This is a genomic window from Micromonospora sp. NPDC049891 (assembly GCF_040660295.1).
Lineage (GTDB): Bacteria > Actinomycetota > Actinomycetes > Mycobacteriales > Micromonosporaceae > Micromonospora.
In genome coordinates, this window is sequence record NZ_JBFAML010000004.1 from 1 (window position 1) to 21,086 (window position 21,086).

Below are 21,086 nucleotides of genomic sequence, written 5' to 3' on the forward strand. Positions count from 1 at the left end.
CGGGCCGGGGGCGGCGCTGGGGGCGCTCGCGGTTACGCCATGTATAACCACCGGGCCGGGCCCGCGATTCCGCCGCCGGCGTGGCCCCGGTCACCCCATACAGGGTGATAACGGACATGCGGTGTCAGGTCGCCATCGGCCCCGCCCGCGTGCCCCGGGGCGGGGCGTTTTCGGGCGGGGCGAAGGGGAAAGCCGGGCGGACCAGAGGCCACGACCGAGGGGAGAGGTCCGTGCGGCAGCAGGACCGGTCCGTCGCCATCCGCGAGCGCCTGTCGCCGGTCGCCGGGGCGCCGCTGTGGTGCGACGCGCTTGACTTCGGACTTCGGGGCGATGGGGTCACAAACGACCAGCCTGCGCTGTCCGCTCTGGTCGACCGCCTGGGCGAGGGGTACGCCGCCGACGGTCGGGCGCGCGTCATCTACTGCCCGCCGGGGATCTACTCGATCCGGGACGCGGGCACGGTGTGGCGCAGCGGGGTGTCACTTATCGGTGCGGGGCCGGGAGCCACCCGGTTCGTGTTGAGCAACGAAGGTAACCGGGCCGACCCGACACCGTTGGCGTTCTGGACCACGGTGCAGCACGGCGCCGACCGGGACCGGCACATCGCCGACTGCACCTTCGCCGACTTCGAGATCGACGGCTCGGGCGTGGCCATGGCGGAGTACAGCTATCTGGCCAAGGGGCTCGGCCTGCAGTACGTCGTGCGGGGCGTCTTCCGCAATCTCTACATCCACCACACCGGTGCCACCGGCCTCGGCTGCGACTTCCTGCAGGACAGCCTGATCGACGGCGTGGTGGTGGTCGGCTGCGGGCGGCTGGACAACGGTGAGGAGATGGGCGGTGCGGGCATCGGCATCGGCATCGGCGGCTGGGGTGCGGTGGAGCGCTGCACCATCAGCAACTGCACCACGCTCGGCAACGGCACCAACGGGATCTTCCTTGAACTGCAGAAGCCGTACTGGACGCCGCCGCGGGGGTACCGCATCATCGGCTGTCACAGCCAGGCCAACCGGTTCGGCATCTCGGACTGGGGCGCCGACGGCCTGATCGTCTCCGCCTGCACGCTCACCGGGAACCTGGAGGCCGGCTTCGACGTCTCCGCCAACGGTACGGCGGGCGTTGCCGGCCGAGGTGGCATCCTCACCGACTGCGTGATCGACCGCAACGTCCGCGACGGGATCAGCATGGGCAACACCCCCGGGCCGTACACGATCCGGGGCAACCGGATCAGCGGCAACGGCTGGTACGGGTACCACCAGCACGACCTGGGCAACGGCTATCAGGGCCCGGCGTCGGACGTGGTGATAGACAGCAACGAGTTCTGGGACAACGGGCTGGACGGGATCCGGGTGGACCGGCCGATGGTCGACGCGTCGGTGACGAACAACCGGATCCGGAGCAACGGGCGGCAGTGCGCCCCGGCCGCCACCGGCTCAGGTGAATCGGTACGGTACGCCCGACGCGCCGTGTCGGACCGTACGGCGGGGTGGCAGCCCGACGGGCACCGCGGAAAGCTGCTCCGGGTGGGGTCCCGGCTGGCGCTCGTGGTCGGCAACAGCGAGATGGAGCTGGATCTGGCCGATCTGCGGCCGGACGCCGCAATCGCCTGGAACGAGGACGTGCCGCCACCCGGGGCGAGCTACGAGCTGCCGGCGGCGGCACCGGTACGGGCCGGAATCGCGGTGCACGCCCACTTCGAGTCGGCGATTGTGCGCGGTAACCGGATCTGGGACAACCGCGACGACCCGACGCAGAGTTACGGCATGTGGATCAGCGACCGAGGCGCGTGCGTCTCGTGCCGGGTGGAGGACAACGACCTCGCCGGCAACGCCGAGGGGGCGCTGCGGCTGGACAGCCAGCCGGTCGGCGGCCGTTGGGACCGCAACCACGCCGAAGTGGACTGAGGGACGCCTCAGCCGGCCTCGTCGGCCGGGGAGACCGAGCTGGCCTCCGCGTGCCGGTCGCGCAACCGGGCCCGGATCTCCTCCGGGGTGTACGCGCGCCGCCGTCGTTCCGCCCGGGCGATCACCACGCCGGAGGCCGCGACCCCGGCCAGACCGGCCAACCCGAGGACCTTCCACCACCGCATCCCTCGCCGCATCCGCTTAGGGTAGACCCCTATGAGCATCAGCCTGGACGAGGCGGTGGAGCTGACCCGTACCGGCGATCTGTGGGTCTTCCGGGGCCGCAGCGTGCCCGATCGGGCCATCCAGTTGACCACCAACAGCCCGGTCAACCACGTGGGCATGGCGGTGGTGCTGGACGACATGCCGCCGCTGATGTGGCACGCCGAGCTGGGCCGGTCGCTGCCGGACCTGTGGACCGGCACCCACCAGCGTGGGGTGCAGCTGCACGACCTTCGGGACGCGGTCTGCGTCTGGGCCAACCGGTACGGCCAGCGTGGCTGGCTGCGCCAGCTGGAGCCGCCGGCCGACGCGGAAATGGAGCGCTCGGTGCTGCGGACCATCGCCCGGCTGGACGGCACGCCGTTCCCGTCCACCGCCCAGTTGGCCTGGCGGTGGGTGCGGGGCCGGGTGCCGTCACCGCGGCTGCCGTTGCCGGCGTCCCGGCGTCGCGTCCCGGCGGGGCGCGACCTGGCCCTGGAGACCGCGTACTGCGCCGAGGTCGTCGCGGTCACCTACGAGGCGATGGGGCTGCTGCCGACGGGACGGCGACCGAACTGGTACGACCCGGGCCGGTTCTGGAGCGGTGACGACCTGGGGCTGCACGGTGGCGCCCGGCTCGGCAGCGAGATCGAGGTGCGGATCCCGCCGCGTTGAGGTTTCGTCGGGCCGCGCGCCGGCAATTGCTTGCGGCGTGACTGCTTCCACCGATCTCGACACGCTTACCGACTTCTTCGACAGCTACGGTGTGGCGCTGACCGTCGGGGACCTGCCGGCGATCGCCGGTTGCTACGCCCTGCCCGGGCTGGTGGTGGCCGACACCTACAGCTTCTCGTTCAACTCCCCGGCCGCCGTGGCGCTGTCCTTCGTGGGCGCCGCGCCGGACTACACCGAGCGTGAGCTGGTCGCGGCGCACGCCGACATCGAGCAGGTGCAGCAGGTGTCGGCGCTGCTCGTGGAGGTGGCGGTGCGCTGGGAGTTCCTCGACAGCCAGGGCCGGCAGGTGCCCGGCGAACGCTACCGCTACCTGCTGCGCAGCACCGACGAGGGACCGGCGATCTGCACTGTCGTGCGGACGGGCTGAGCCACCGGTACGGCCGGGGCCGTCAACCGGCCAGGTGCGGGGCGTCGTTGCGTCCGGCGCGCCGCGCGGGTCGGACGGCTTCGGCACCTGCCCGTTTCGCGCCCCGGGCCGGCGTGACTAGGCTGGCCCGTCGGCGACGACGAGTGGGGACCTCAATGTCAGTGCGGCCGTCCGGTGATGCCGACGACGATGCCACCGGTGACCAGAACGGCGACGGCAACCGTGCCGCCACCGGTGACCAGAACGACGACGCCGCTGGCGACCAGGATGGTGACGCCGCCGGTGACCGTACCGGCGAAGCCGCTGGTGACCGCAACGGTGACGCCGCCGCTGGGGTGGTCGGTGGGCACACCCTGTCCAGGATGATCGCTTCCGCGCCGTGGGTGGTGGTGCTTGTCGGTGTCGCGGTCCTGGCGGTGCTGCTGGTGGTCGCACTGTTGTCGTTCCGTGGTCCCGAGCGTCCGGTGGCCTGGTCGCCGGGTCCGCCGATCGCCCTGCCGACGCCCGCCGGGGAGAGCGCGGAGTCAGCGCCCACGGCGGGCTCGACCACCTCGACCGGCCCCTCCGCCCCGGCCACTCCGACGGCTTCGGTCGCCCCGACCGGCTCGCCGACGCAGTCCGCCGGGACGCCGGCACGGCCGACCGATCCGTCGCGCAGCGGAGCGCCCGCGCGGCCGGAGACCAGCCGGTCACCGAGCGCGTCCGCACCGGCGGCACCGGCCGACGGGGGTGGTTCGGTCACCGCCAGCTACCGGGTGCAGGACAGCGGCGACGCGGACTACTTCGAGGCCCAGTTGGTGGTCCGCAACGGCACCGGGCGGTCGAACGACTGGCAGGTGGAACTGCGCTTCAACGGCGGCGTCACCGGCATCCGGGCTTCCAGCGGCCCGGGCGTCTCGGTGACCATCAGAGGCAGCGGCTGGTATCTGCTCAGCGGAACCGGCCAGCTCGCCGCCGGGGCCCAGCAGTCGGTACAACTGCGTTTCACCCGTACCGGGGGCGGGGAGTACCCGGCACAGTGCACGGTCAACGGAACATCCTGCGGGGTCGGCTGAATCGCCGGTTAGGACAGTTGGTGGTTCGTCGGGCACTTTCCGGCGTGGCTGAAGATCGTTACGCTTGCCGGGCTGCCCGCTGAGGAGAGACATGTCCGGTATGCGTCGCGCGCCCCGTCAGTTTCCGCCGCACAGCTCCACCGCCGTGGCCTCCTCGCCATGGATCCTGGTGTCGATCGGGGTCGTCATCATGGTGGTGCTGCTCGTCATCGCGGTCGGCGCGTACCGGGGCCCCGGGCCGGACTTCCAGTCGGTGCCGCCGGGGCAGCCACCGGTCGCCGCCGCGCCGATACCGGAACACGCCTCGTCGGCGGGTCGGGAGACGTCGGTGCCGCCGTCGCTGGCGGTGCCGGGGCTGTCCCCGCGCCGTACCGATCCACCGAGTCCCACCCCCAGCGCGGCACCGACGACGGCTCCACCGCCGAACACCGAGCCGCCCGTCGAGCCGTCCCGTCCGGCGGTACCCCCGCCCGCGCCACCGCCCGACCCGCTCGACGCGCGCTACCAGGTCTTGCACGTGTTCCAGGGCGGCTTCATCGCCGAGGTGCGGATCCGGAACACCGCCCGGCGTGACCTCGACTGGGTGGCGCGGGTGGAGTACCCGGGCGGGCGGGTGGTGACCGCCTGGCTGGAGGGCGTGCCACAGGGGACGTTCAGCGGTACCGGCGGGGTGCTCACCTACCGCAGCGGTCCGGACCTGACGGCAGGCTCGTCGGTGTACCTGCGTTTCCACATCGAGTCGGCCGGTTCCCGGCCGGCGAGTTGCAGCGTCTCCGGACGCGCCTGCCGCGGCGTTTAGGCCGCACCGGGCTGTGCCGGTGCCGCCCGACCGTCGGCTCGGCCTCGGCTGCTCGGGCGCGGTTCTGTGACACGCGGCCCGAAGGTCCACAAGGACTGGCGGTGTCCCGCCTTGCGCAAGTGTCTGCTTTGTTGCGGGCCTGTTTGCAAGGTATTGCAGAATCTTTCGGCAAGAGCTAGCGTGCGGGCCAATCAGCGACCAGAGGAAGGCCGTCGATGAAACCCCCGCCGACTCCGCGCAAAATCCTGCTCGCCCTCGTCTTCCTGCTCACCGTCACCCTGGTCGGCACGCCGGTCGCGGTGACCCCCGCCGCCGCATCGGGCCGGTCCGCCGCCACCGGGGCACCGAGCGCCACCGGTGCCGTCACCTGGCACACCGAACCCTCCACCGCGGCCCTGCTCGACGCCGGCCGCCGTCAGGTGGGGGCCGAGCAGTTCTACTTCGTGCTACCGGACCGGTTCGCCAACGGAGACCCGCGCAACGACCGGGGCGGCCTCACCGGGGACCGGCTGCGTACCGGGTACGACCCCACGGACAAGGGGTTCTACCAGGGCGGCGACCTCAAGGGACTGACCGAGCGACTCGACTACATCGAAGGGCTGGGCACCACCGCCATCTGGCTCGCCCCGGTCTTCAAAAACCGGCCGGTGCAGGGCGAGGGCGACGACGTGTCGGCCGGCTACCACGGCTACTGGATCACCGACTTCACCCAGGTCGACCCGCACTTCGGTAGCCCCGCCGACCTGAAGAAGCTGGTCCAGCTCGCTCACCGGCGCGGTATCAAGGTCTACCTCGACGTCATCGTCAACCACACCGCCGACGTGATCACCTACGCCGAGGACAAGTTCAGCTACGTGGACAAGGCGACCGCGCCCTACCGCGACGCGCAGGGCCGGCCGTTCGAGGACCGCAACTACGCCGACGGCAGCCGGGACTTCCCGAAGGTCAACGGTGACTCCTTCCCGTACACCCCGACCTTCGAGACCCGCGCCGACGCGAAGGTCAAGGTCCCGGCGTGGCTGAACGATCCCACCATGTACCACAACCGTGGTGACTCGACATTCGTCGGGGAGAACAGCGAGTACGGCGACTTCTTCGGCCTCGACGACCTGTGGACCGAGCGGCCCGAGGTGGTCCGCGGCATGACGAAGATCTACGCCGACTGGGTGCGGTCCACCGGAGTCGACGGCTTCCGGCTGGACACGGTCAAGCACGTCAACATGGACTTCTGGCCGCAGTTCAGCCAGGGGGTGCAGCAGGCGGCGGCCCGCGCCGGCAAGAAGGACTTCTTCATGTTCGGCGAGGTGTACAGCGCGGACCCGGAGATCGCCTCCAGCTACGTCCGGCAGGGCGGCCTGCCCGCCACCCTGGACTTCGGCTTTCAGGAGGCGGCGCGTGGCTACACCGCGAACGACGGATCGGCCAAGGCGTTGGCCGACCTCTACGCCCGTGACGACCTCTACGCCGCCCGGGACACCCACGCCGGCCGGCTGACCACCTTCCTCGGCAACCACGACATGGGCCGGATCGGCTCGTTCATCGCCAACGGCCCCACCGACCCGGCCACCCACCTGCGTCGGGACCAGCTCGCCCACGAGCTGATGTTCCTCACCCGTGGCCAGCCGGTGATCTACTCCGGCGACGAGCAGGGCTTCACCGGCGCCGGTGGCGACAAGGACGCCCGGCAGCCGATGTTCGCCTCGCGTACCGCGGACTACCTCGACGACGACCTGCTCGGCACCGACCGCACCCACGCCCAGGACCAGTTCGACAGCGCCCACCCGCTCTACCGCACCATCGCTGACCTGGGCCGGTTGCGTCAGGCCCACCCGGCGCTGCGCGACGGCGTTCAGGTCACCCGGTACGCCGCCGACGGGCCCGGCGTTTTCGCCGCCTCCCGCTTCGATCCGAACGACCGCACCGAGTACCTGGTGGCGGTGAACAACGCTGCCACCGAGCAGACTGTCACGGTGGACACCTGGTCGGCCGGCGCCACCTTCACCGGTCTATACGGCAGCACCGCCCGGCCGGTCGCCACCGGCGACGGCAAGCTGACCCTGACCGTGCCGCCACTGTCGGCGGTGGTGCACCGGGCCGGTGAGGCGGTCGCGTTGCCCGGTGCCAAGCCGGGCATCACCATCACCACCCCCGAGGGGGCGCCGGCCACCCGGGCCGAGGTGACCGCCCAGGTCACCGGCGACCCGCTGGCGCGCGTGACGATGGCGGCCCGGGTCTCCGGCGGGAAGTGGACGCTGCTCGGCTCCGCCGACCACGCGCCGTACACCGTGCACCACGACCTGACCGGTCTGGCCGCCGGCACGAAAATCGAGTACAAGGCGGTGGTCCGCGACGGTCGGGGCCGCACCGCGTCCGCCCGCTCCACCGCCACCGTCGGCACCCCGGAGCAGTCCGGCTCGTCGCGGGACTGGCTGGTGGTCCACCACCAACGCCCCGACGGTGACTACGACGACTGGGGGTTGTACGCCTGGGGTGACATCGACCCGGAGTACGCCACCGAGTGGCCGCAGGGACAGCCGTTCGCGGGCACCGACGCGTACGGACGGTTCGCGTGGGTGAAGCTCAAGCCCGGTGCGAAGACCGTCGGTTTCCTGGTGGTCGACGCCGACGGCAACAAGGATGTCGACAACGACCGGACCGTGGACGTGACGCAGACCGGCGAGGTCTGGGTCAAGCAGGGCGACCCGGCGACGTACCAGACCCGGGAGGAGGCCACGGGCGAACCCGCTCCGCCGGTGGAGGAGGGCGTGGCGGTCATCCACTACCACCGGCCCGACGGCGACTACGACGGCTGGGGCCTGCACCTGTGGGACGGCGCGGCCACCCCCACCGACTGGGCGAAGCCGATGCCGCCGACCCGGACCGATTCGTTCGGCGCCGAGTTCCGGGTGCCGCTGGCCGAGGGTGCCACCGGGCTCAGCTACATCATCCACCGCGGCGATGAGAAGGATCTGCCGCAGGACCAGCGGCTCGACTTCGCCGACGCCGGCCGTGAGGTCTGGTTGCTCGCCGCGACACCGGGCCGGCTGCTGCCGGCCACGGCCACCGGCACCGGTACGGACACCGACATCACCAGGCAGCGGGCGCACTGGATCGACAGGTCCACAGTGGCCTGGCGCACCGGTCCCACCGACGGTCGGGCGTACGCCCTGGTGACCGCACCGGCCGGCGGGGTACGCGTGGTCGACGGCGAGCTGGTCGGGACGTACACCTCGCTGCCGTTGACCGCGCAGCGCAACGGGCTCACCGAGGCCCAGCGCGCGGCCTTCCCGCACCTGTGGGACCACCGGGCCTTCACCCTGGACCGGCGGGACCTGGCCAAGGTGCCGGCGGCGCTGCGTGGGCAGTTGCTGGTGACCGAGCGGGCCGCCGACGGCACCCTGCTCGGTGCCACAGGTGTGCAGATCCCCGGCGTGCTCGACGACGTGTACGCGCCGGCCACCAAGGCCAGCCTCGGTGCCACGTTCTCCGGCGGGGTGCCGACCCTGTCGGTCTGGGCGCCGACCGCCCGGACGGTGTCGCTGGAGCTGTACGACGCGCCGACGGCCACCGCGCGGCCGGTGGCGATGCGCCGCGACGACCGCACCGGCGTCTGGTCGGTACGCGGGCAGCGGTCCTGGAGCGGCAAGTACTACCGCTACCGGGTGCAGGCGTGGCAGCCGGCGACCCAGCAGCTGGTAACCGCCTCGGTCACCGACCCGTACTCGGTGGCGCTGGCGGCGGACTCCACGCACAGCCAGATCGTCGACCTGACCGACCCGAAGCTCGCCCCGGCGGGTTGGGCGCGGCTACCCAAACCGGCCGCGGTGCCGTCGGCCAAGGTGCAGATCTCCGAGCTGTCGGTGCGGGACTTCTCCATCGCCGACGACACCGTGCCGGCCCAGCGGCGGGGCACCTTCCTCGCCTTCACCGACCCGGCCACCGCCGGGATGCGGCACCTGAAGGCGATAAGCGACGCCGGGGTGACCCACCTGCACCTGCTGCCGGCGTTCGACTTCGCCACCATCCCCGAGCGCCGGGCCGATCAGCGCCAGCCGGACTGCGACCTGGCGGCGCTGCCGCCGGACTCGGAGCGGCAGCAGGACTGCGTGGCCGCGGTGAAGGAGACCGACGGCTACAACTGGGGGTACGACCCGCTGCACTACACGGTCCCCGAGGGCGGGTACGCGGTCGACCCGGAGGGCGCCCGGCGCACCACCGAGTTCCGGCAGATGGTGGCCGGGGTCAACGACGCGGGCCTGCGGGTGGTCATGGACGTGGTCTACAACCACACCTCGGCCGCCGGCACCGACCCGAAGTCGGTGCTGGACCAGATCGTGCCCGGCTACTACCACCGGCTGCTCGACGACGGCACGGTGGCCACCTCCACCTGCTGCTCGAACACCGCACCGGAGCACGCCATGATGGGCAAGCTGGTGGTGGACTCGCTTGTCACCTGGGCGAAGGCGTACAAGGTGGACGGGTTCCGTTTCGACCTGATGGGTCACCACCCGAAGGCGAACATCCTGGCCGTACGCACCGCACTGGACCGGCTGACGGTGGCCCGCGACGGGGTGGACGGGAAGAACATCCTGCTCTACGGCGAGGGATGGAACTTCGGCGAGGTGGCCGACGACGCCCGCTTCGTGCAGGCGACGCAGGCCAACATGGCCGGCACCGGGATCGGCACCTTCAACGACCGGCTGCGCGACGCGGTACGCGGCGGCGGCCCGTTCGACGACAACCCGCGCCGGCAGGGCTTCGCCTCCGGGCTCTTCACCGCCCCCAACGGCGACCCGGTCAACGGCTCGGCCGCCGAACAGCGGGCCCGGCTGCTGCTCCAGCACGACCTGATCAAGGTGGGCCTGACCGGCAACCTGCGCGGCTACCGGTTCGTCGACTCGTCGGGGCGGGCGGTGACCGGGGCCGACGTGGACTACAACGGCTCGCCGGCCGGCTACACCGACGCGCCGGGGGAGGCGATCACCTACGTCGACGCGCACGACAACGAGATCCTGTACGACGCGCTGGCGTACAAGCTGCCGCAGGCCACCTCGGCGACGGATCGGGCCCGGATGCAGGTGCTGGCCCTGAGCACCGTGATGATGGGCCAGGGCGCCGGGTTCGTCACCACCGGCACCGAGCGGCTGCGGTCCAAGTCGCTGGACCGCAACTCGTACAACTCGGGGGACTGGTTCAACCAGATCCGTTGGGACTGCGCTCAGGGCAACGGTTTCGGCATCGGCCTGCCGCCGGCCGAGGACAACCGGGACAAGTGGCCGTACGCGAAGCCGCTGCTGGCCGATCCGAAGCTGGTGCCGGACTGCGCGGCGGTCGAACTGACCGACGCCCGGTACGCCGAGCTGCTGCGGATCCGGGCCTCGTCGCCGGTCTTCGGGCTGCCCACCGCGAAGCAGGTGCAGCAGCGGGTCGCCTTCCCGCTCTCCGGTGCGGACGAGACGCCGGGGGTGCTCACCATGACCCTCGACGCCCGTGGGCTCGGTGGGGCGTGGAAGTCGGTGACTGTGGTCTTCAACGCCACTCCGGAAAGCGCCACGCAGCGGGTGACCGGGCTGCGCGGGGCGGACGTGACGCTGCACCCGGTGCTGCGCTCCTCGGCCGACCCGGTGCTGCGTACCGCGGCGTTCGACCGGGCCAGCGGCACGTTCACCGTACCGGCGCGCAGCGTGGCGGTCTTCGTCCAACGGTAGTTCCGGTCGGTGCCGCGAGTCGGAACGTGCTCCGGCCCCGCCGGTCCGATCCATCTGGATCGGTCCCGGCGGGGCCGGAGTCCCGTTACCTCGGTCCGGCGGAGCCGGTCACGTGGTGATCAGCCGAAGCAGTTCGGGATAGCGGTGATAGTGCCGGCGCAGTTGGTCGGCTTGTTGGCCGTGATGGCCGACTTGTCGTCCACGTTCACCTCACCGAGGAAGCTGAAGACCCCGCCAGCGGTGAGAGTGGCGAAGTTGTGCGCCACCTTCGTCTTCTCCAGGTCGATCACACCGGCGACGGTGAAGATGCCGCCGCCGATGCCCAGCGGGCCGACGGCCCGGTTGCCGCTGATCTCGCTGTGCCGGAAGGTCGCCTCACCGGTGCCGTTGAACACGCCACCGCCGAAGAAGCCGGCCTTGTTCTCGACGATCTTGGTTTCCTCGACGTTGGCGATCGCCCCGAAGGCGAGGGCCAACCCACCGCCGACGCCGGCCGTGGTGTTCTTGGCAACCTCGACGTGTGCCAGCTCGAGGGTGCTGTCATCGCCAGCCGCGGTGATCCCGGCGCCGGCCAGGAGCGCGGTGTTTCCGGTGACCTTGGAGTACCGAACGGTCGTGTTGCCCTCGATGTCGAGCAGACCACCGCCGAAGCCGAGCACCTCGTTGCCAGTGACCTCGGTCTTCTCGATCCAGGCGGTGCCGCCGTCGATGTCCTCGCGGAAGATGAACGCCGCGCCGTTGGCGATGCCGCCACCGCCGATGATCGCGTCGTTGTTCTGTACGGTCGACGCCGCCACCCGCAGCACGCCCGCGTTGAAGATGCCGCCGCCGTAGAGGAAGGCGGTGTTGTCGGCCACCGTGGTGTGGTACAGGCTGGCCTTGCCGAAGTTGGCCAGGCCACCGCCGACGCCGCCGGCCTGGTTGGCGACGATGTGCGTCTCCTCGAAGGAGGCGGTGCCGCCAGGCTGCACGAGCACGCCACCGCCGTCGTTCGACTCCGGATCGGCCAGCACCGACGGCGTGCTCGCGGCCTTGGCCTTGAGCGCGACGCCCTTGGGCGTGGCCCGGAGCAGCGGCAGGTACTCCTTCTTCGCCTCGGCGGCCTTGGTCGCCTCCACCGAGTTCGAGAAGCGCGACCAGACCGCTTCCGGTGTGTCGCCGTTGACCGCCAGCGCGCGGGTCTGGCCGTTCTTGATGGTCAGGCCCTTGACGGTCAGGTTGCCGCCGCGTCCCACGTTGAGGATGCGGAAGTCCTCGGCGGTGGCATCCCGGACGATCTTGGTGTCGTGGCCCTTGAGCACCACGTTCTCCGTGATCACCGGAAGGCCGTTGGGGCCGGTGCCGTCGGTGGCGTCGGAACGGGTCAGGGTGTAGGTGCACCCCTTGGCCAGGTTCAGGACACCGCCGTGATTCTCGTTGGCGAAGACGAGCGCCTGGATCAGCTTGTCGCTGTTGCAGGGCACGTCCTTGCCGTGGTCCTTCTTCTCGCCGTCCTTCCTGTCGTGCCGGGCACGCTCGTCGGCGGCGTTGCCGGCCCGATCGGCGGTGTTGTCGGCCCGATCCTCCTTCTTGCCCTTGTGCCCCTCGGGGGCGACCGCGTTCTGGTCGCCGTCCCTGCTGACCTGCTGGGCGGTGGACCAGCGCAGACCATCGGTACCAACCGCGCCGGCACCGGTGGCGACGCCGACGGCGGCAATGCTGACCACGCCGGTGAGCCCGGCGACGCCACTGGCGAGCCAGAGCTTGCGGCGCCGCTTGGGCGTCGCCTCCGGCTCGCTGGCGTTGTTCTTGGATACGTAGTTGGACATCGGAGCTCTCTGCCCTCTCGTCGTACCAGACAGGGTCGTCACGCACAGGCGAGCGTCCCCTGCTACAAATCGGTTGTAGCTCCCAGAAACACCGTATGAGAATGTTCCTCGCCTCAAGGCTTTATCCGAAATAACCACACATTGGGTACGTCGACGGGCAGTGGCCCCAGGCCCACGCTCGTCGGCACGCACCGGTGGCTTCCACCCGGACCCGCTCTGACCTGCGAGGATGCCCCGGAGGGGGCGGAAAGACTGGGGCTCCTCCGCGGCGCCGAGCGACACGGAGGAGCCCCTCTATGTGGTGATGCTGTCCTGTTGCGTGTCGCTCGCCTCGGCGATGGGTCAGCCGAAGCAGCGTTCGGGGATGACCGGGCTGCCGATGCAGTTGGTCGGTCGGTTGCCGGTGACCGCGGACTTCCGGTCGATCTCCACCTGGTCGTTGTCGGTGTAGATGCCGCCGGGCTGGTTGGTGGCCACGTTGTCGGCAACCTTGGTCCGGATCAGCGTGGTCACGCCGTCCTGGTTGACGATGCCGCCCGCCAGGCCGGAGGTACCCAACGCCTGGTTGGCCCAGATCTCGGAGTCCCGCAGGGTCACCGACGCCTCGTCGTTGAACAGGCCACCGGCGGCCCCCTCGGCGGCCACGTTCTCCTTGAGAACGGTGTTGGCGATGACGGCGACGGAGTCTTCCGCGATCCCCACGCCGCCGGCGTCGTCGCTCGCGTAGTTCCTCGCGACCAGCACGTGTTCCAGGCTCACCCGGCTGTCGCCGAGGGCGACCAGGCCGCCGACGTCGAGGCGGCTGATGTTGTCGGTGAGTTCGCTCTGGACGGCGGTGGTGTCGCCACCGTTGAGGTAGACGCCGCCGCCGAGCACTCCGGTCCGGTTGTGGCTGATCGTGCTCTTCCAGATCCAGACCGTGCCACCCGTGCCGGCGAAGCCGTTGGGCGTCGAGCCGTTGGCGATGCCGCCGCCCCCGGCGCCCGAGTTGTTGTAGACGATCTTCGACTCCTCGACCCGCAGCGTGCCCGCGTTGAACACACCGCCGCCGAAACTGCCGGCGCTGTTCTGTTCGACAGTGCTGCTGCGAATCGTGGTGGTGCCGTAGTTGGCGATGCCGCCACCGTTGCGGGTCGCCTGGTTCTGCACGATGCGGCTGCGCTCCAGGTCTGCGGTGCCGCCCCGCTGCACCAGGATTCCGCCCCCGTCGACGCCGTCGGCGGTGATGCTCGGCGGAGCGGTGTCCGCTCCGGCGGTCCCGGCCTTGGATGCCGGTGACGGCTTCGCCGCCGCTGCCGCCTTGGCGCCGGCCGCCTTGGCCCCGTCGGTCGTGGGCTTCGCCGCAGCGGCCTTGGCCTTGGTCCCGGCCGCCTTGCCGGTCCCGGTCGTCGTGCTCCCGGCCGCCTTGGCGGTCCCGACTCGGGCCGGCTTCACGGCGTCGAGTTCCCGCAGTGTGGCAGGGGCCGCTGCCATGATTCCGGGAGCGGTCTGGCCGCCCTTGACCGTCACGCCCTTCAGGGTCAGGTGACCACCACGACCGACGTTCAGGATGCGGAACCGTTCAACGTTCGCGGCCCGAACGATCTTGCTGTCGTCACCCTTCAACGTGATCGGTCGGGTGATCACGGGAAGCCCGTTGCCGTTGTCGGCACGGGTCAATTCGTACGTGCAGTGTCGGGCCAGGTTCAGTACGGCGCCGTGGTTCTGATTGGCGTACACGATCGCCTGGATCAGCTTGTCGGTGTCACAGGGCACGTCGCGCGCCCTGTCCTTGTCGCCGCCGTCCTTGCGGCCGACGACCTTCCGGCCGGCAGAGTCGCCGGCCGACTCCTCCTTGGCGTCGCCGCTCTCGGCCGCTTCGGCCTTTCCGGCGTCGCTGACGTTCTGCCGGGCGTTGGACTGCGCGTCCGTCCGGCCCGAAGTGCCGGACCGGTCGTCACGGGCGGCCACCCCACCCAGGGCGGCCAGACCGACGACCCCGGTCAGGCCGGCGACGCCCGCTGTCAGCCATAGTTTCCGCCGTCGAAGCCCCGGCGGCGGTGGTGGAGCCGGGGGCGGCCCACCGTAGGAAGTGGTCACGTCATCAGACATCAGAGCCTTCCGCCCTTTCCTGCTACCAGACTGGCTCGCACCGAGCGAATGGGTGCGATCAGCTACAAATGGGTTGCAGCCTCTGATGACCACCGTATGAGAATGTTCCTCGCGAGAAGGATGAACACGAAATAAGCCCGCATTGGCACCTGATCGGGCATCACTGCGTCAACTCGCGGGAACGGGTTGAAAGCGGTTGAGCAGCGCAGATGCTTGTTCCGCAGGGCAGACGAGGGCGGACCCCGCGCCGGGGGCGACAGTTCGTCGCTCCGGCGGGGGCCCGCCCTCCTGCGTGTGTCGCCCGTCAGCCGGGCAGCTCGGTCAGCCGGGCAGTCGCGGCCCGGCCTCGCGCTGCGCGGCCAGCCAGGTCTCCACCTCGTCGGCCTGGCGGGGCAGGCCCGCCGACAGGTTCACCGCGCCGGAGGTGGTGACCAGGACGTCGTCCTCGATCCGAATGCCGATGCCGCGCAGTTCCTCCGGCACCAGCTCGTCCTCCGGCTGGAAGTACAGCCCCGGCTCGACGGTGAGCACGTACCCCTCGCCCAGGGTGCCGTCCCGGTACATCTCCTTGCGGGCGTTCGAGCAGTCGTGCACGTCGATGCCGAGCATGTGCCCGAAGCCGTGCAGCGTCCAGCGGCGGTAGACCATGGAATTCTCGTCCATCGCCTCGTCCACGCTCACCGGCAGCAGCCCCAGGTCGGCAAGTCCTTCGGCGAGCACCCGCATACAGGTCAGGTGGACGTCCTTGAAGGTCACGCCCGGCTTGATGACGTCGATGCCGGCCTGCTGCGAGGCGTACACGATGTCGTAGACCTGGCGCTGCAACGGGGTGAACCGGCCGTTGACCGGCAGTACCCGCGTCACGTCCGCCGTGTAGAGGTTGCGTCCCTCCACGCCCATGTCCATCAGCAGCAGCTCACCCGGACGGGTGACGCCGTGGTTGTGCACCCAGTGCAGGATCGTGGCGTGCTCACCGGCGCCGACGATCGAGCCGTAGCCGACGTCGTTGCCGTCGTGCCGGGCCCGCAGCGCGAAGATGCCCTCCAGCAGCCGCTCGGAGACACCACGGTCGGCCGGCAGCGCCCGGGCCACGTCCTCGAAGCCACGTACGGTGGCGTCGACCGCATCCTGGAGCTGGGCGATCTCCCATTCGTCCTTGACCAGCTTCTGCTCCGAGATGGCGATGGCCAGCTCGCGGTCGCGGGCCGGCTGCCCCTCCTCGCGCGGGCCGTCCCAGGGCCGCACCGCGGTGTCCACCCGGGTGTCGAAGCCGCGCAGCACCCGGGTACGCGCGGGTGCCAGCTCGGCCAGCGCGGCGTCCAGCTCGCTCAGGTCGGCGGTGGGCAGGCCCAGCTCGGTCGACTTCTCGGTCAGGGTGTGCCGCCGGCCCACCCACAGCTCGCCGTGGCGGCTGCGGAAGAACTCGTCGTTCTCCCGGGACGAGCGGGGACGCATGTACAGCGTGGCGTCGTGACCGGAACCGTTCGGCCGCAGCACCAGCACGCCGTCCGGGTCGTGGTCACCGGTGAGGTACGCGAAGTCACTGCCCGGCCGGAACCGGTACTCGGTGTCGTTGGCGCGTACCTTCTCGCCGCCGGTGGGGATCACAAGCGTCTCGCCCGGGAAGGCCGCCGACAGCGCGGCCCGGCGCTTGGCGTGGTTCGGCACCTCCGGCCGTGGGCCGACCGGCAGGGTGGTGTCCCGCCAGCCCTGCCGCATGAACGACAGGAACGCCTGTGGGAAATCCGGGTCGTGTGACTCGGTGCCGTCGGTCGGCTCGCCGTCGGTGCGTTCCTCGGTCATGCCCCGCTCCCTTCGCCTCATTGCTGGTCCGACGGTACCGCGAACCCGGTCGCGGGCCGAGCCGCCGGTGGCCGTCGCGGTGAGCCCGGCAGTGCCGCGACGGTCGATCAGCACGCGTGGAAAGATGACGGACATGTGCGGACTCCTGGCTTTCTTCAGTGCGCGCGGCGATGCCGCCGCCCACCGCGACAACATCGCCGGGGCGTTGGAATGCCTGCATCACCGCGGCCCGGACGAGACCGGGGTCGAGGTGGTCGGCGACGCCTCCGGCCGGTACGCGGACGGGGTCTTCGCCCACAAGCGGTTGGCGATCATCGACGTCGCGCTCAGCCATGAGCCGCTGCCCTACGCCGACGGGCGTTACCTGCTGACCTTCAACGGCGAGATCTACAACTACATCGAGCTGCGCGAGGAGCTGATCCGCGACTTCGGTGCCCGGTTCGCCACCAACGGCGACGGTGAGGTCATCGTCGCCGGCTACCACTACTGGGGCGAGCAGGTGCTCACCCGGCTGCGGGGCATGTTCGCCTTCGTCATCTGGGACCGGCAGGAGCGTCGCGCGTTCGGTGCCCGCGACTACTACGGCATCAAGCCGCTGCACTACCTGGAGACCGCCGACGGGCTCTACCTCGCCTCGGAGAAGAAGGCCCTGCTGCCGTTCGCCCAGTCGGCGTACGCCGGGGACGCCGGGGTCGACACGGCCAACCTCAGCCACTACCTGACCCTGCAGTACGTGCCCGAGCCCGGCACCCTGCACAAGGGGATCAGCCGGATCGGCTCCGGTGAGTACCTCACCTGGACCCCGGGTGGTCGGATCGACGTGCGCCGCTGGTACCGGCCGGTGTTCCGGCCCGCCCCGGTCTCCGACGAGCAGAAGCTCTACCACGAGATCCGGGAGACGCTGCGCGAGAGCGTACGGATGCACATGCGCTCGGACGTGCCGGTCGGCTCGTTCCTGTCCAGCGGGATCGACTCGACCGCGGTGGTCGCCCTGGCCCGGGAGTTCAACCCGAACATCCTCACCTTCACCGTCGGCTACGACGTGCCGGGATACTCGGAGATCGACGTCGCGCAGGACTCGGCCCGCCACCTCGACGTGACCACCATCCCGACCAAGATCGGGCCGCAGGACATGATCGAGGCGTTGCCGAAGATCGTCTGGCACCTGGACGACCCGGTGGCCGATCCGGCGTTGGTGCCGCTCTACTTCGTCGCGAAGAAGGCCGCCGAGCACGTCACGGTGGTCCTCTCCGGCGAGGGCGCCGACGAGTTCTTCGGCGGGTACACGATCTACCGGGAGCCGCTCTCGTTGAGCAGCGTCAACGGGCTGCCCGACGGGGTGCAGAAGGGCCTGCGGGCGGTTTCCAAGGCGATCCCGCAGGGCGTGAAGGGCAAGAGCTTCCTGGAGCGTGGCACCACCCCGATCGAGGAGCGCTACTACGGCAACGCCCGGATGTTCACCGAGGAGGAGAAGCAGCACCTGCTGCGCCGCTACGACCCGTCGGTGCGCTACACCGACGTGACCGCGCCGATCTACGCCGAGTGCACCGAGCTGGACGACGTCACCAAGATGCAGTACGTCGACCTCTACACCTGGCTGCGTGGCGACATCCTGGTCAAGGCGGACCGGATCTCCATGGCGCACTCGCTTGAGGTGCGGGTGCCCTTCCTCGACCGGGCGGTGTTCGAGGTGGCGGCGAAGATCCCGGTGGAGCTGAAGCTGCCGCCGCGCTCCGACGCCACCAAGTACGCCATGCGTCAGGCGTTGCAGGGCGTGGTGCCGCCGGCCATCGTCAATCGCAAGAAGCTGGGCTTCCCGACCCCGACCCGGGTCTGGCTGCGCGGCGAGATGTACGAGTGGGCCCGGCACGTGCTCTCCACCTCCGGCGCCGGCGACCTGCTCGACCTGTCGTACGCGTTGCGCCTGCTGGAGGAGCACAAGCGGGAGGAGTTCGACCACTCCCGCAAGGTCTGGACGGTGCTGATCTTCTGCATCTGGCATGCGATCTTCGTCGCGAAGACCCTCGACCCGGGCATCCAACGCAACCAGTCGGCCCTGCTGACCAAGCCCGTCGTCGGCTCCATGGTGCGCTGACCGACACGCGGACAAGCGGAAGGGGGCCCCGCGAGGGGCCCCCTTCGTGGTGCTGGTGCTCAGCTGCTGGCGCAGCTGACCGTTGGCGTCGCGTTGCTGCCGCTGGCGAGGAACCCGAAGGTCGTACTGCCGTTGGCCGCGAGGTTGCCGTTGTAGGACACGTTGCGGGCCGTCACCGACGATCCGGACGTGGTCTGGCTCGCGTTCCAGACCTGGCTGATCTGCTGACCGCTTGGCCAGGTCCAACTCGCGGTCCAGCCGCTCATCGCCGAACTGCCGGTGTTCCTGACCGTGACCTCGGCCTGGAAACCACCCGACCAGCTGTTGGTCACGTTGATGGTGGCGCTGCAGCCACCGGGCCCCGGCGGCGGGGTCGTCGGGTTCGGCGGCGGCGTGGTGGGGTTCGGCGGCGGGGTGGTCGGGTTCGGCGGCGGCGTGGTGGGGTTCGGCGGCGGCGTGGTCTGGTTACCGCCGATGCCGGTCACCTCACCGTTGCCGCCGTCGAAGACCACGTCGGAGCAGCCGAAGAAGTTCTCCTGGCTGTCCGAGCGGACCCACCGGGAGTAGATGATGTGCCGGCCGCTCTTGTTCGACGGCAGGTTGCCGGTGAAGTAGTAGTGGCCGTCGTTGGTGCCGACCGCACCGCGCTGCGGCGGGTTGGTCACCGTCAGGAACGGCTGGGCCTCCAGGTCGCTCCAGGCCAGCGCCCGGGTCGGGCTCCAGCTGTCCCGGGTCACGTAGAAGTAGAACGTGCCCGGGTGGTGGGCCCAGTTGCTGTACCGGAACTCCATGCTGCGGCCGGCCGTCAGGTGCGTCAGCGGCCAGTCGTTGCGAGCCAGGTCGTAGCCGCGGAAGCCGGTGGCCCCGCCGCTGCACAGCTGGCCGTCGGGGATGAAGCCGGTGGTCCGACCGCCAGCGTCCGAACGCAGCACGCTGAACCAGTTGTACAGCGAGTTGGTCCCGCTCTGGGCCACGGCGGCGGCGCAGGCCGGGTTGTTCGGCCTGATCTCACCGGTCTGGGTGAGGCCGTCGCGCCAGCAGAGGAAGGTACGGGCACCCGGCGTCATCGCCGCGCCGTGCGCGGCGGCCGGGTTGGGGGTGGCGATCACGACGACCGCCCCCGCGAGAAGAGTGAAAGCCGCAGTGACGAGCGCGGCCAAACGTGGACGTTGCACGGGTTCTCCTGACTCGCGGGGCGCATTGCGTGGGTGCGCCCCGCCGAACGCGCGGGTGGCGGATTGGTGCCGCCCCCGCTGCTGGGGCGGATGCGACTACGCGGCGACCGTGCGGATGGGGACGGATGGCCCAACCGGCACGCTGTCGCCAGCGGAGTGTCGACGCGTGAATGCCCTCGCGCGATGTGAAGCCCGGCGCCGGTGGACGCGCAGCCCCGCGCCACCCGGCATCATCATCCCACCACGCCGGATCGCACTATGCAATAGCCGCCTCTCGATGTGTGAAACGGGCCCGGTGGGCAGCGTCCCGGTCGCGCCAATACCGTGGCTTCCACGCCCCGGCACACACCCGCTGTGCCAGCCTGGGCATCACGTACGGCAGACGGAAGGACCTGACGATGGGATACGCGGTGGTGCTCGGCGAGGCGCTCGTCGACCTGCTGGACACCGAGTGCGACGGTGCTCCGGTCTACCGGCAGGCGATCGGCGGTGGACCGCTGAACGTCGCCGTCGGTGTCGCCCGGCTCGGTGGTGCGGTGCAGTTCGTCGGGTCACTCGGCGACGACGTGCTCGCCGACCGGATCCGCGCCTTCCTCACCGCCGAGCAGGTGGGACTGACCGGCGCGGTCACCGCTGCGGTACCGACCACGTTGGCCGTGGCCACCTTCTCCGGTGCGGAGCCCGACTTCCGCTTCTACGGCGAGCCGCCCTCCTACGCGCTGCTCGGTCCCGACGAACTCGACGTCGCGCTCGTCGAGGGCGCCGACGTGCTCTACTGCGGCTCGATCGTGCTGCTGGCGCCGACGACGTTGGCCGCTGCCCGCCGGGCCTGGGCGGCGACCCCTGGGCTGCGGGTCTTCGACCCGAACGTCCGTCCCCGGCTGCTGACCGGCCCGCAGGCGCTGGCCGGGCTGCGCGAGGTGGTCGCCGAGTTCGCCGCCGGCGCGCACCTGGTCAAGCTCAGCGCCGCCGACGCGGAACTGCTCTATCCCGGTGAGCCGGTCGAGTCGGTGGCGGTCTACCTGCGCGAACTGGGCGCGGCCACCGTGGTGGTCACCCTCGGGGCCGCCGGCGCGGTGGTCGCCGCCGCAACTGCCGATCCGGTACGCGTACCCGCCCCGAAGGTCGACGCCGTGGACGCCACCGGCGGGGGTGACTCGGTGATGGCCGCCCTCGTCGCCGACCTGCTGACCGGCGGCGAGCCGGTGGAGGCCTCCGGCTGGCACCAGCGGGTCGCTTACGCGCTGCGGGTCGCCGGCCTCGTCTGTGAGCGGCCCGGCGGTGCGGTCGCCATGCCCACCCGCGCCGAGGTGCGCCAGCGCTTCGGCGACTGACGGGCCGCCCC

The 21,086-nt window shown here is 70.7% G+C and carries 14 protein-coding genes; 8 read left to right on the forward strand and 6 right to left on the reverse strand.

What is annotated here, in order from left to right; genetic code table 11:
- Positions 1 to 230 precede the first annotated feature (230 nt).
- A complete protein-coding gene (locus AB0I71_RS07310) occupies positions 231 to 1,904 on the forward strand; it encodes a right-handed parallel beta-helix repeat-containing protein (RefSeq protein ID WP_357582372.1) in 1,674 nt (557 codons plus the stop codon).
- An 8-nt stretch (positions 1,905 to 1,912) separates the two neighbouring features.
- Here AB0I71_RS07310 and AB0I71_RS07315 read toward each other — a convergent pair whose 3' ends face one another.
- On the reverse strand, positions 1,913 to 2,101 hold the full coding sequence (locus AB0I71_RS07315; protein ID WP_357582638.1) for a hypothetical protein: 189 nt from the start codon (positions 2,099 to 2,101) through the stop codon (positions 1,913 to 1,915).
- Positions 2,102 to 2,120: 19 nt separating this feature from the next.
- Here AB0I71_RS07315 and AB0I71_RS07320 point away from each other — a divergent pair, with 19 nt between their 5' ends.
- The gene (locus tag AB0I71_RS07320; RefSeq protein WP_357582373.1) at positions 2,121 to 2,780 is read left to right on the forward strand and encodes a hypothetical protein; all 660 of its coding nucleotides are present in this window, start codon (positions 2,121 to 2,123) and stop codon (positions 2,778 to 2,780) included.
- A 37-nt stretch (positions 2,781 to 2,817) separates the two neighbouring features.
- Positions 2,818 to 3,207, forward strand: coding sequence for a hypothetical protein (locus AB0I71_RS07325; RefSeq protein ID WP_357582374.1), 390 nt, complete (start codon positions 2,818 to 2,820; stop codon positions 3,205 to 3,207).
- Positions 3,208 to 3,365: 158 nt separating this feature from the next.
- Here the strand turns inward: AB0I71_RS07325 and AB0I71_RS07330 are convergent, their stop codons facing one another.
- Entirely contained in the window at positions 3,366 to 3,557 is a 192-nt protein-coding gene (locus AB0I71_RS07330) for a hypothetical protein (RefSeq protein ID WP_357582375.1), read from the reverse strand.
- 12 nt (positions 3,558 to 3,569) lie between these two features.
- Between AB0I71_RS07330 and AB0I71_RS07335 the strand changes: the two genes are divergently transcribed.
- From AB0I71_RS07335 to pulA, 3 genes are all read left to right on the forward strand, one after another.
- The gene (locus AB0I71_RS07335; RefSeq protein WP_357582376.1) at positions 3,570 to 4,262 is read left to right on the forward strand and encodes a hypothetical protein; all 693 of its coding nucleotides are present in this window, start codon (positions 3,570 to 3,572) and stop codon (positions 4,260 to 4,262) included.
- A gap of 91 nt (positions 4,263 to 4,353) precedes the next feature.
- The gene (locus AB0I71_RS07340) at positions 4,354 to 5,061 is read left to right on the forward strand and encodes a cellulose binding domain-containing protein (protein WP_357582377.1); all 708 of its coding nucleotides are present in this window, start codon (positions 4,354 to 4,356) and stop codon (positions 5,059 to 5,061) included.
- A 215-nt stretch (positions 5,062 to 5,276) separates the two neighbouring features.
- Complete coding sequence (gene pulA / locus AB0I71_RS07345; RefSeq protein ID WP_357582378.1) at positions 5,277 to 10,769, forward strand: pullulanase-type alpha-1,6-glucosidase; 5,493 nt, start codon at positions 5,277 to 5,279, stop codon at positions 10,767 to 10,769.
- Between the two features lie 119 nt (positions 10,770 to 10,888).
- Here the strand turns inward: pulA and AB0I71_RS07350 are convergent, their stop codons facing one another.
- The 3 genes from AB0I71_RS07350 to AB0I71_RS07360 form a co-directional block, all read right to left on the reverse strand.
- Positions 10,889 to 12,577 (reverse strand): hypothetical protein, encoded by a 1,689-nt coding sequence (locus AB0I71_RS07350; protein ID WP_357582379.1) that lies wholly within the window; start codon positions 12,575 to 12,577, stop codon positions 10,889 to 10,891.
- A gap of 342 nt (positions 12,578 to 12,919) precedes the next feature.
- The gene (locus AB0I71_RS07355) at positions 12,920 to 14,668 is read right to left on the reverse strand and encodes a right-handed parallel beta-helix repeat-containing protein (protein WP_357582380.1); all 1,749 of its coding nucleotides are present in this window, start codon (positions 14,666 to 14,668) and stop codon (positions 12,920 to 12,922) included.
- A gap of 321 nt (positions 14,669 to 14,989) precedes the next feature.
- The gene (locus tag AB0I71_RS07360) at positions 14,990 to 16,471 is read right to left on the reverse strand and encodes an aminopeptidase P family protein (protein WP_357582381.1); all 1,482 of its coding nucleotides are present in this window, start codon (positions 16,469 to 16,471) and stop codon (positions 14,990 to 14,992) included.
- A gap of 133 nt (positions 16,472 to 16,604) precedes the next feature.
- Here AB0I71_RS07360 and asnB point away from each other — a divergent pair, with 133 nt between their 5' ends.
- The gene (asnB, locus tag AB0I71_RS07365; protein WP_357582382.1) at positions 16,605 to 18,566 is read left to right on the forward strand and encodes an asparagine synthase (glutamine-hydrolyzing); all 1,962 of its coding nucleotides are present in this window, start codon (positions 16,605 to 16,607) and stop codon (positions 18,564 to 18,566) included.
- 59 nt (positions 18,567 to 18,625) lie between these two features.
- Here asnB and AB0I71_RS07370 read toward each other — a convergent pair whose 3' ends face one another.
- The gene (locus AB0I71_RS07370) at positions 18,626 to 19,741 is read right to left on the reverse strand and encodes a lytic polysaccharide monooxygenase (protein WP_357582383.1); all 1,116 of its coding nucleotides are present in this window, start codon (positions 19,739 to 19,741) and stop codon (positions 18,626 to 18,628) included.
- A gap of 398 nt (positions 19,742 to 20,139) precedes the next feature.
- Here AB0I71_RS07370 and AB0I71_RS07375 point away from each other — a divergent pair, with 398 nt between their 5' ends.
- A complete protein-coding gene (locus AB0I71_RS07375; protein WP_357582384.1) occupies positions 20,140 to 21,075 on the forward strand; it encodes a PfkB family carbohydrate kinase in 936 nt (311 codons plus the stop codon).
- The last annotated feature ends 11 nt before the right edge of the window (positions 21,076 to 21,086 follow it).

Excerpts from the sequence above, each read along its gene's own strand:
- pulA (WP_357582378.1), top strand. The coding sequence starts at position 5,277 with ATGAAACCCCCGCCGACTCCGCGCAAAATCCTGCTCGCCCTCGTCTTC.
- AB0I71_RS07335 (WP_357582376.1), top strand. The coding sequence starts at position 3,570 with ATGATCGCTTCCGCGCCGTGGGTGGTGGTGCTTGTCGGTGTCGCGGTC.
- AB0I71_RS07355 (WP_357582380.1), bottom strand. The coding sequence starts at position 14,668 with ATGTCTGATGACGTGACCACTTCCTACGGTGGGCCGCCCCCGGCTCCA.
- AB0I71_RS07360 (WP_357582381.1), bottom strand. The coding sequence starts at position 16,471 with ATGACCGAGGAACGCACCGACGGCGAGCCGACCGACGGCACCGAGTCA.
- AB0I71_RS07320 (WP_357582373.1), top strand. The coding sequence starts at position 2,121 with ATGAGCATCAGCCTGGACGAGGCGGTGGAGCTGACCCGTACCGGCGAT.
- AB0I71_RS07350 (WP_357582379.1), bottom strand. The coding sequence starts at position 12,577 with ATGTCCAACTACGTATCCAAGAACAACGCCAGCGAGCCGGAGGCGACG.
- asnB (WP_357582382.1), top strand. The coding sequence starts at position 16,605 with ATGTGCGGACTCCTGGCTTTCTTCAGTGCGCGCGGCGATGCCGCCGCC.
- AB0I71_RS07340 (WP_357582377.1), top strand. The coding sequence starts at position 4,354 with ATGTCCGGTATGCGTCGCGCGCCCCGTCAGTTTCCGCCGCACAGCTCC.
- AB0I71_RS07375 (WP_357582384.1), top strand. The coding sequence starts at position 20,140 with ATGGGATACGCGGTGGTGCTCGGCGAGGCGCTCGTCGACCTGCTGGAC.
- AB0I71_RS07315 (WP_357582638.1), bottom strand. The coding sequence starts at position 2,101 with ATGCGGCGAGGGATGCGGTGGTGGAAGGTCCTCGGGTTGGCCGGTCTG.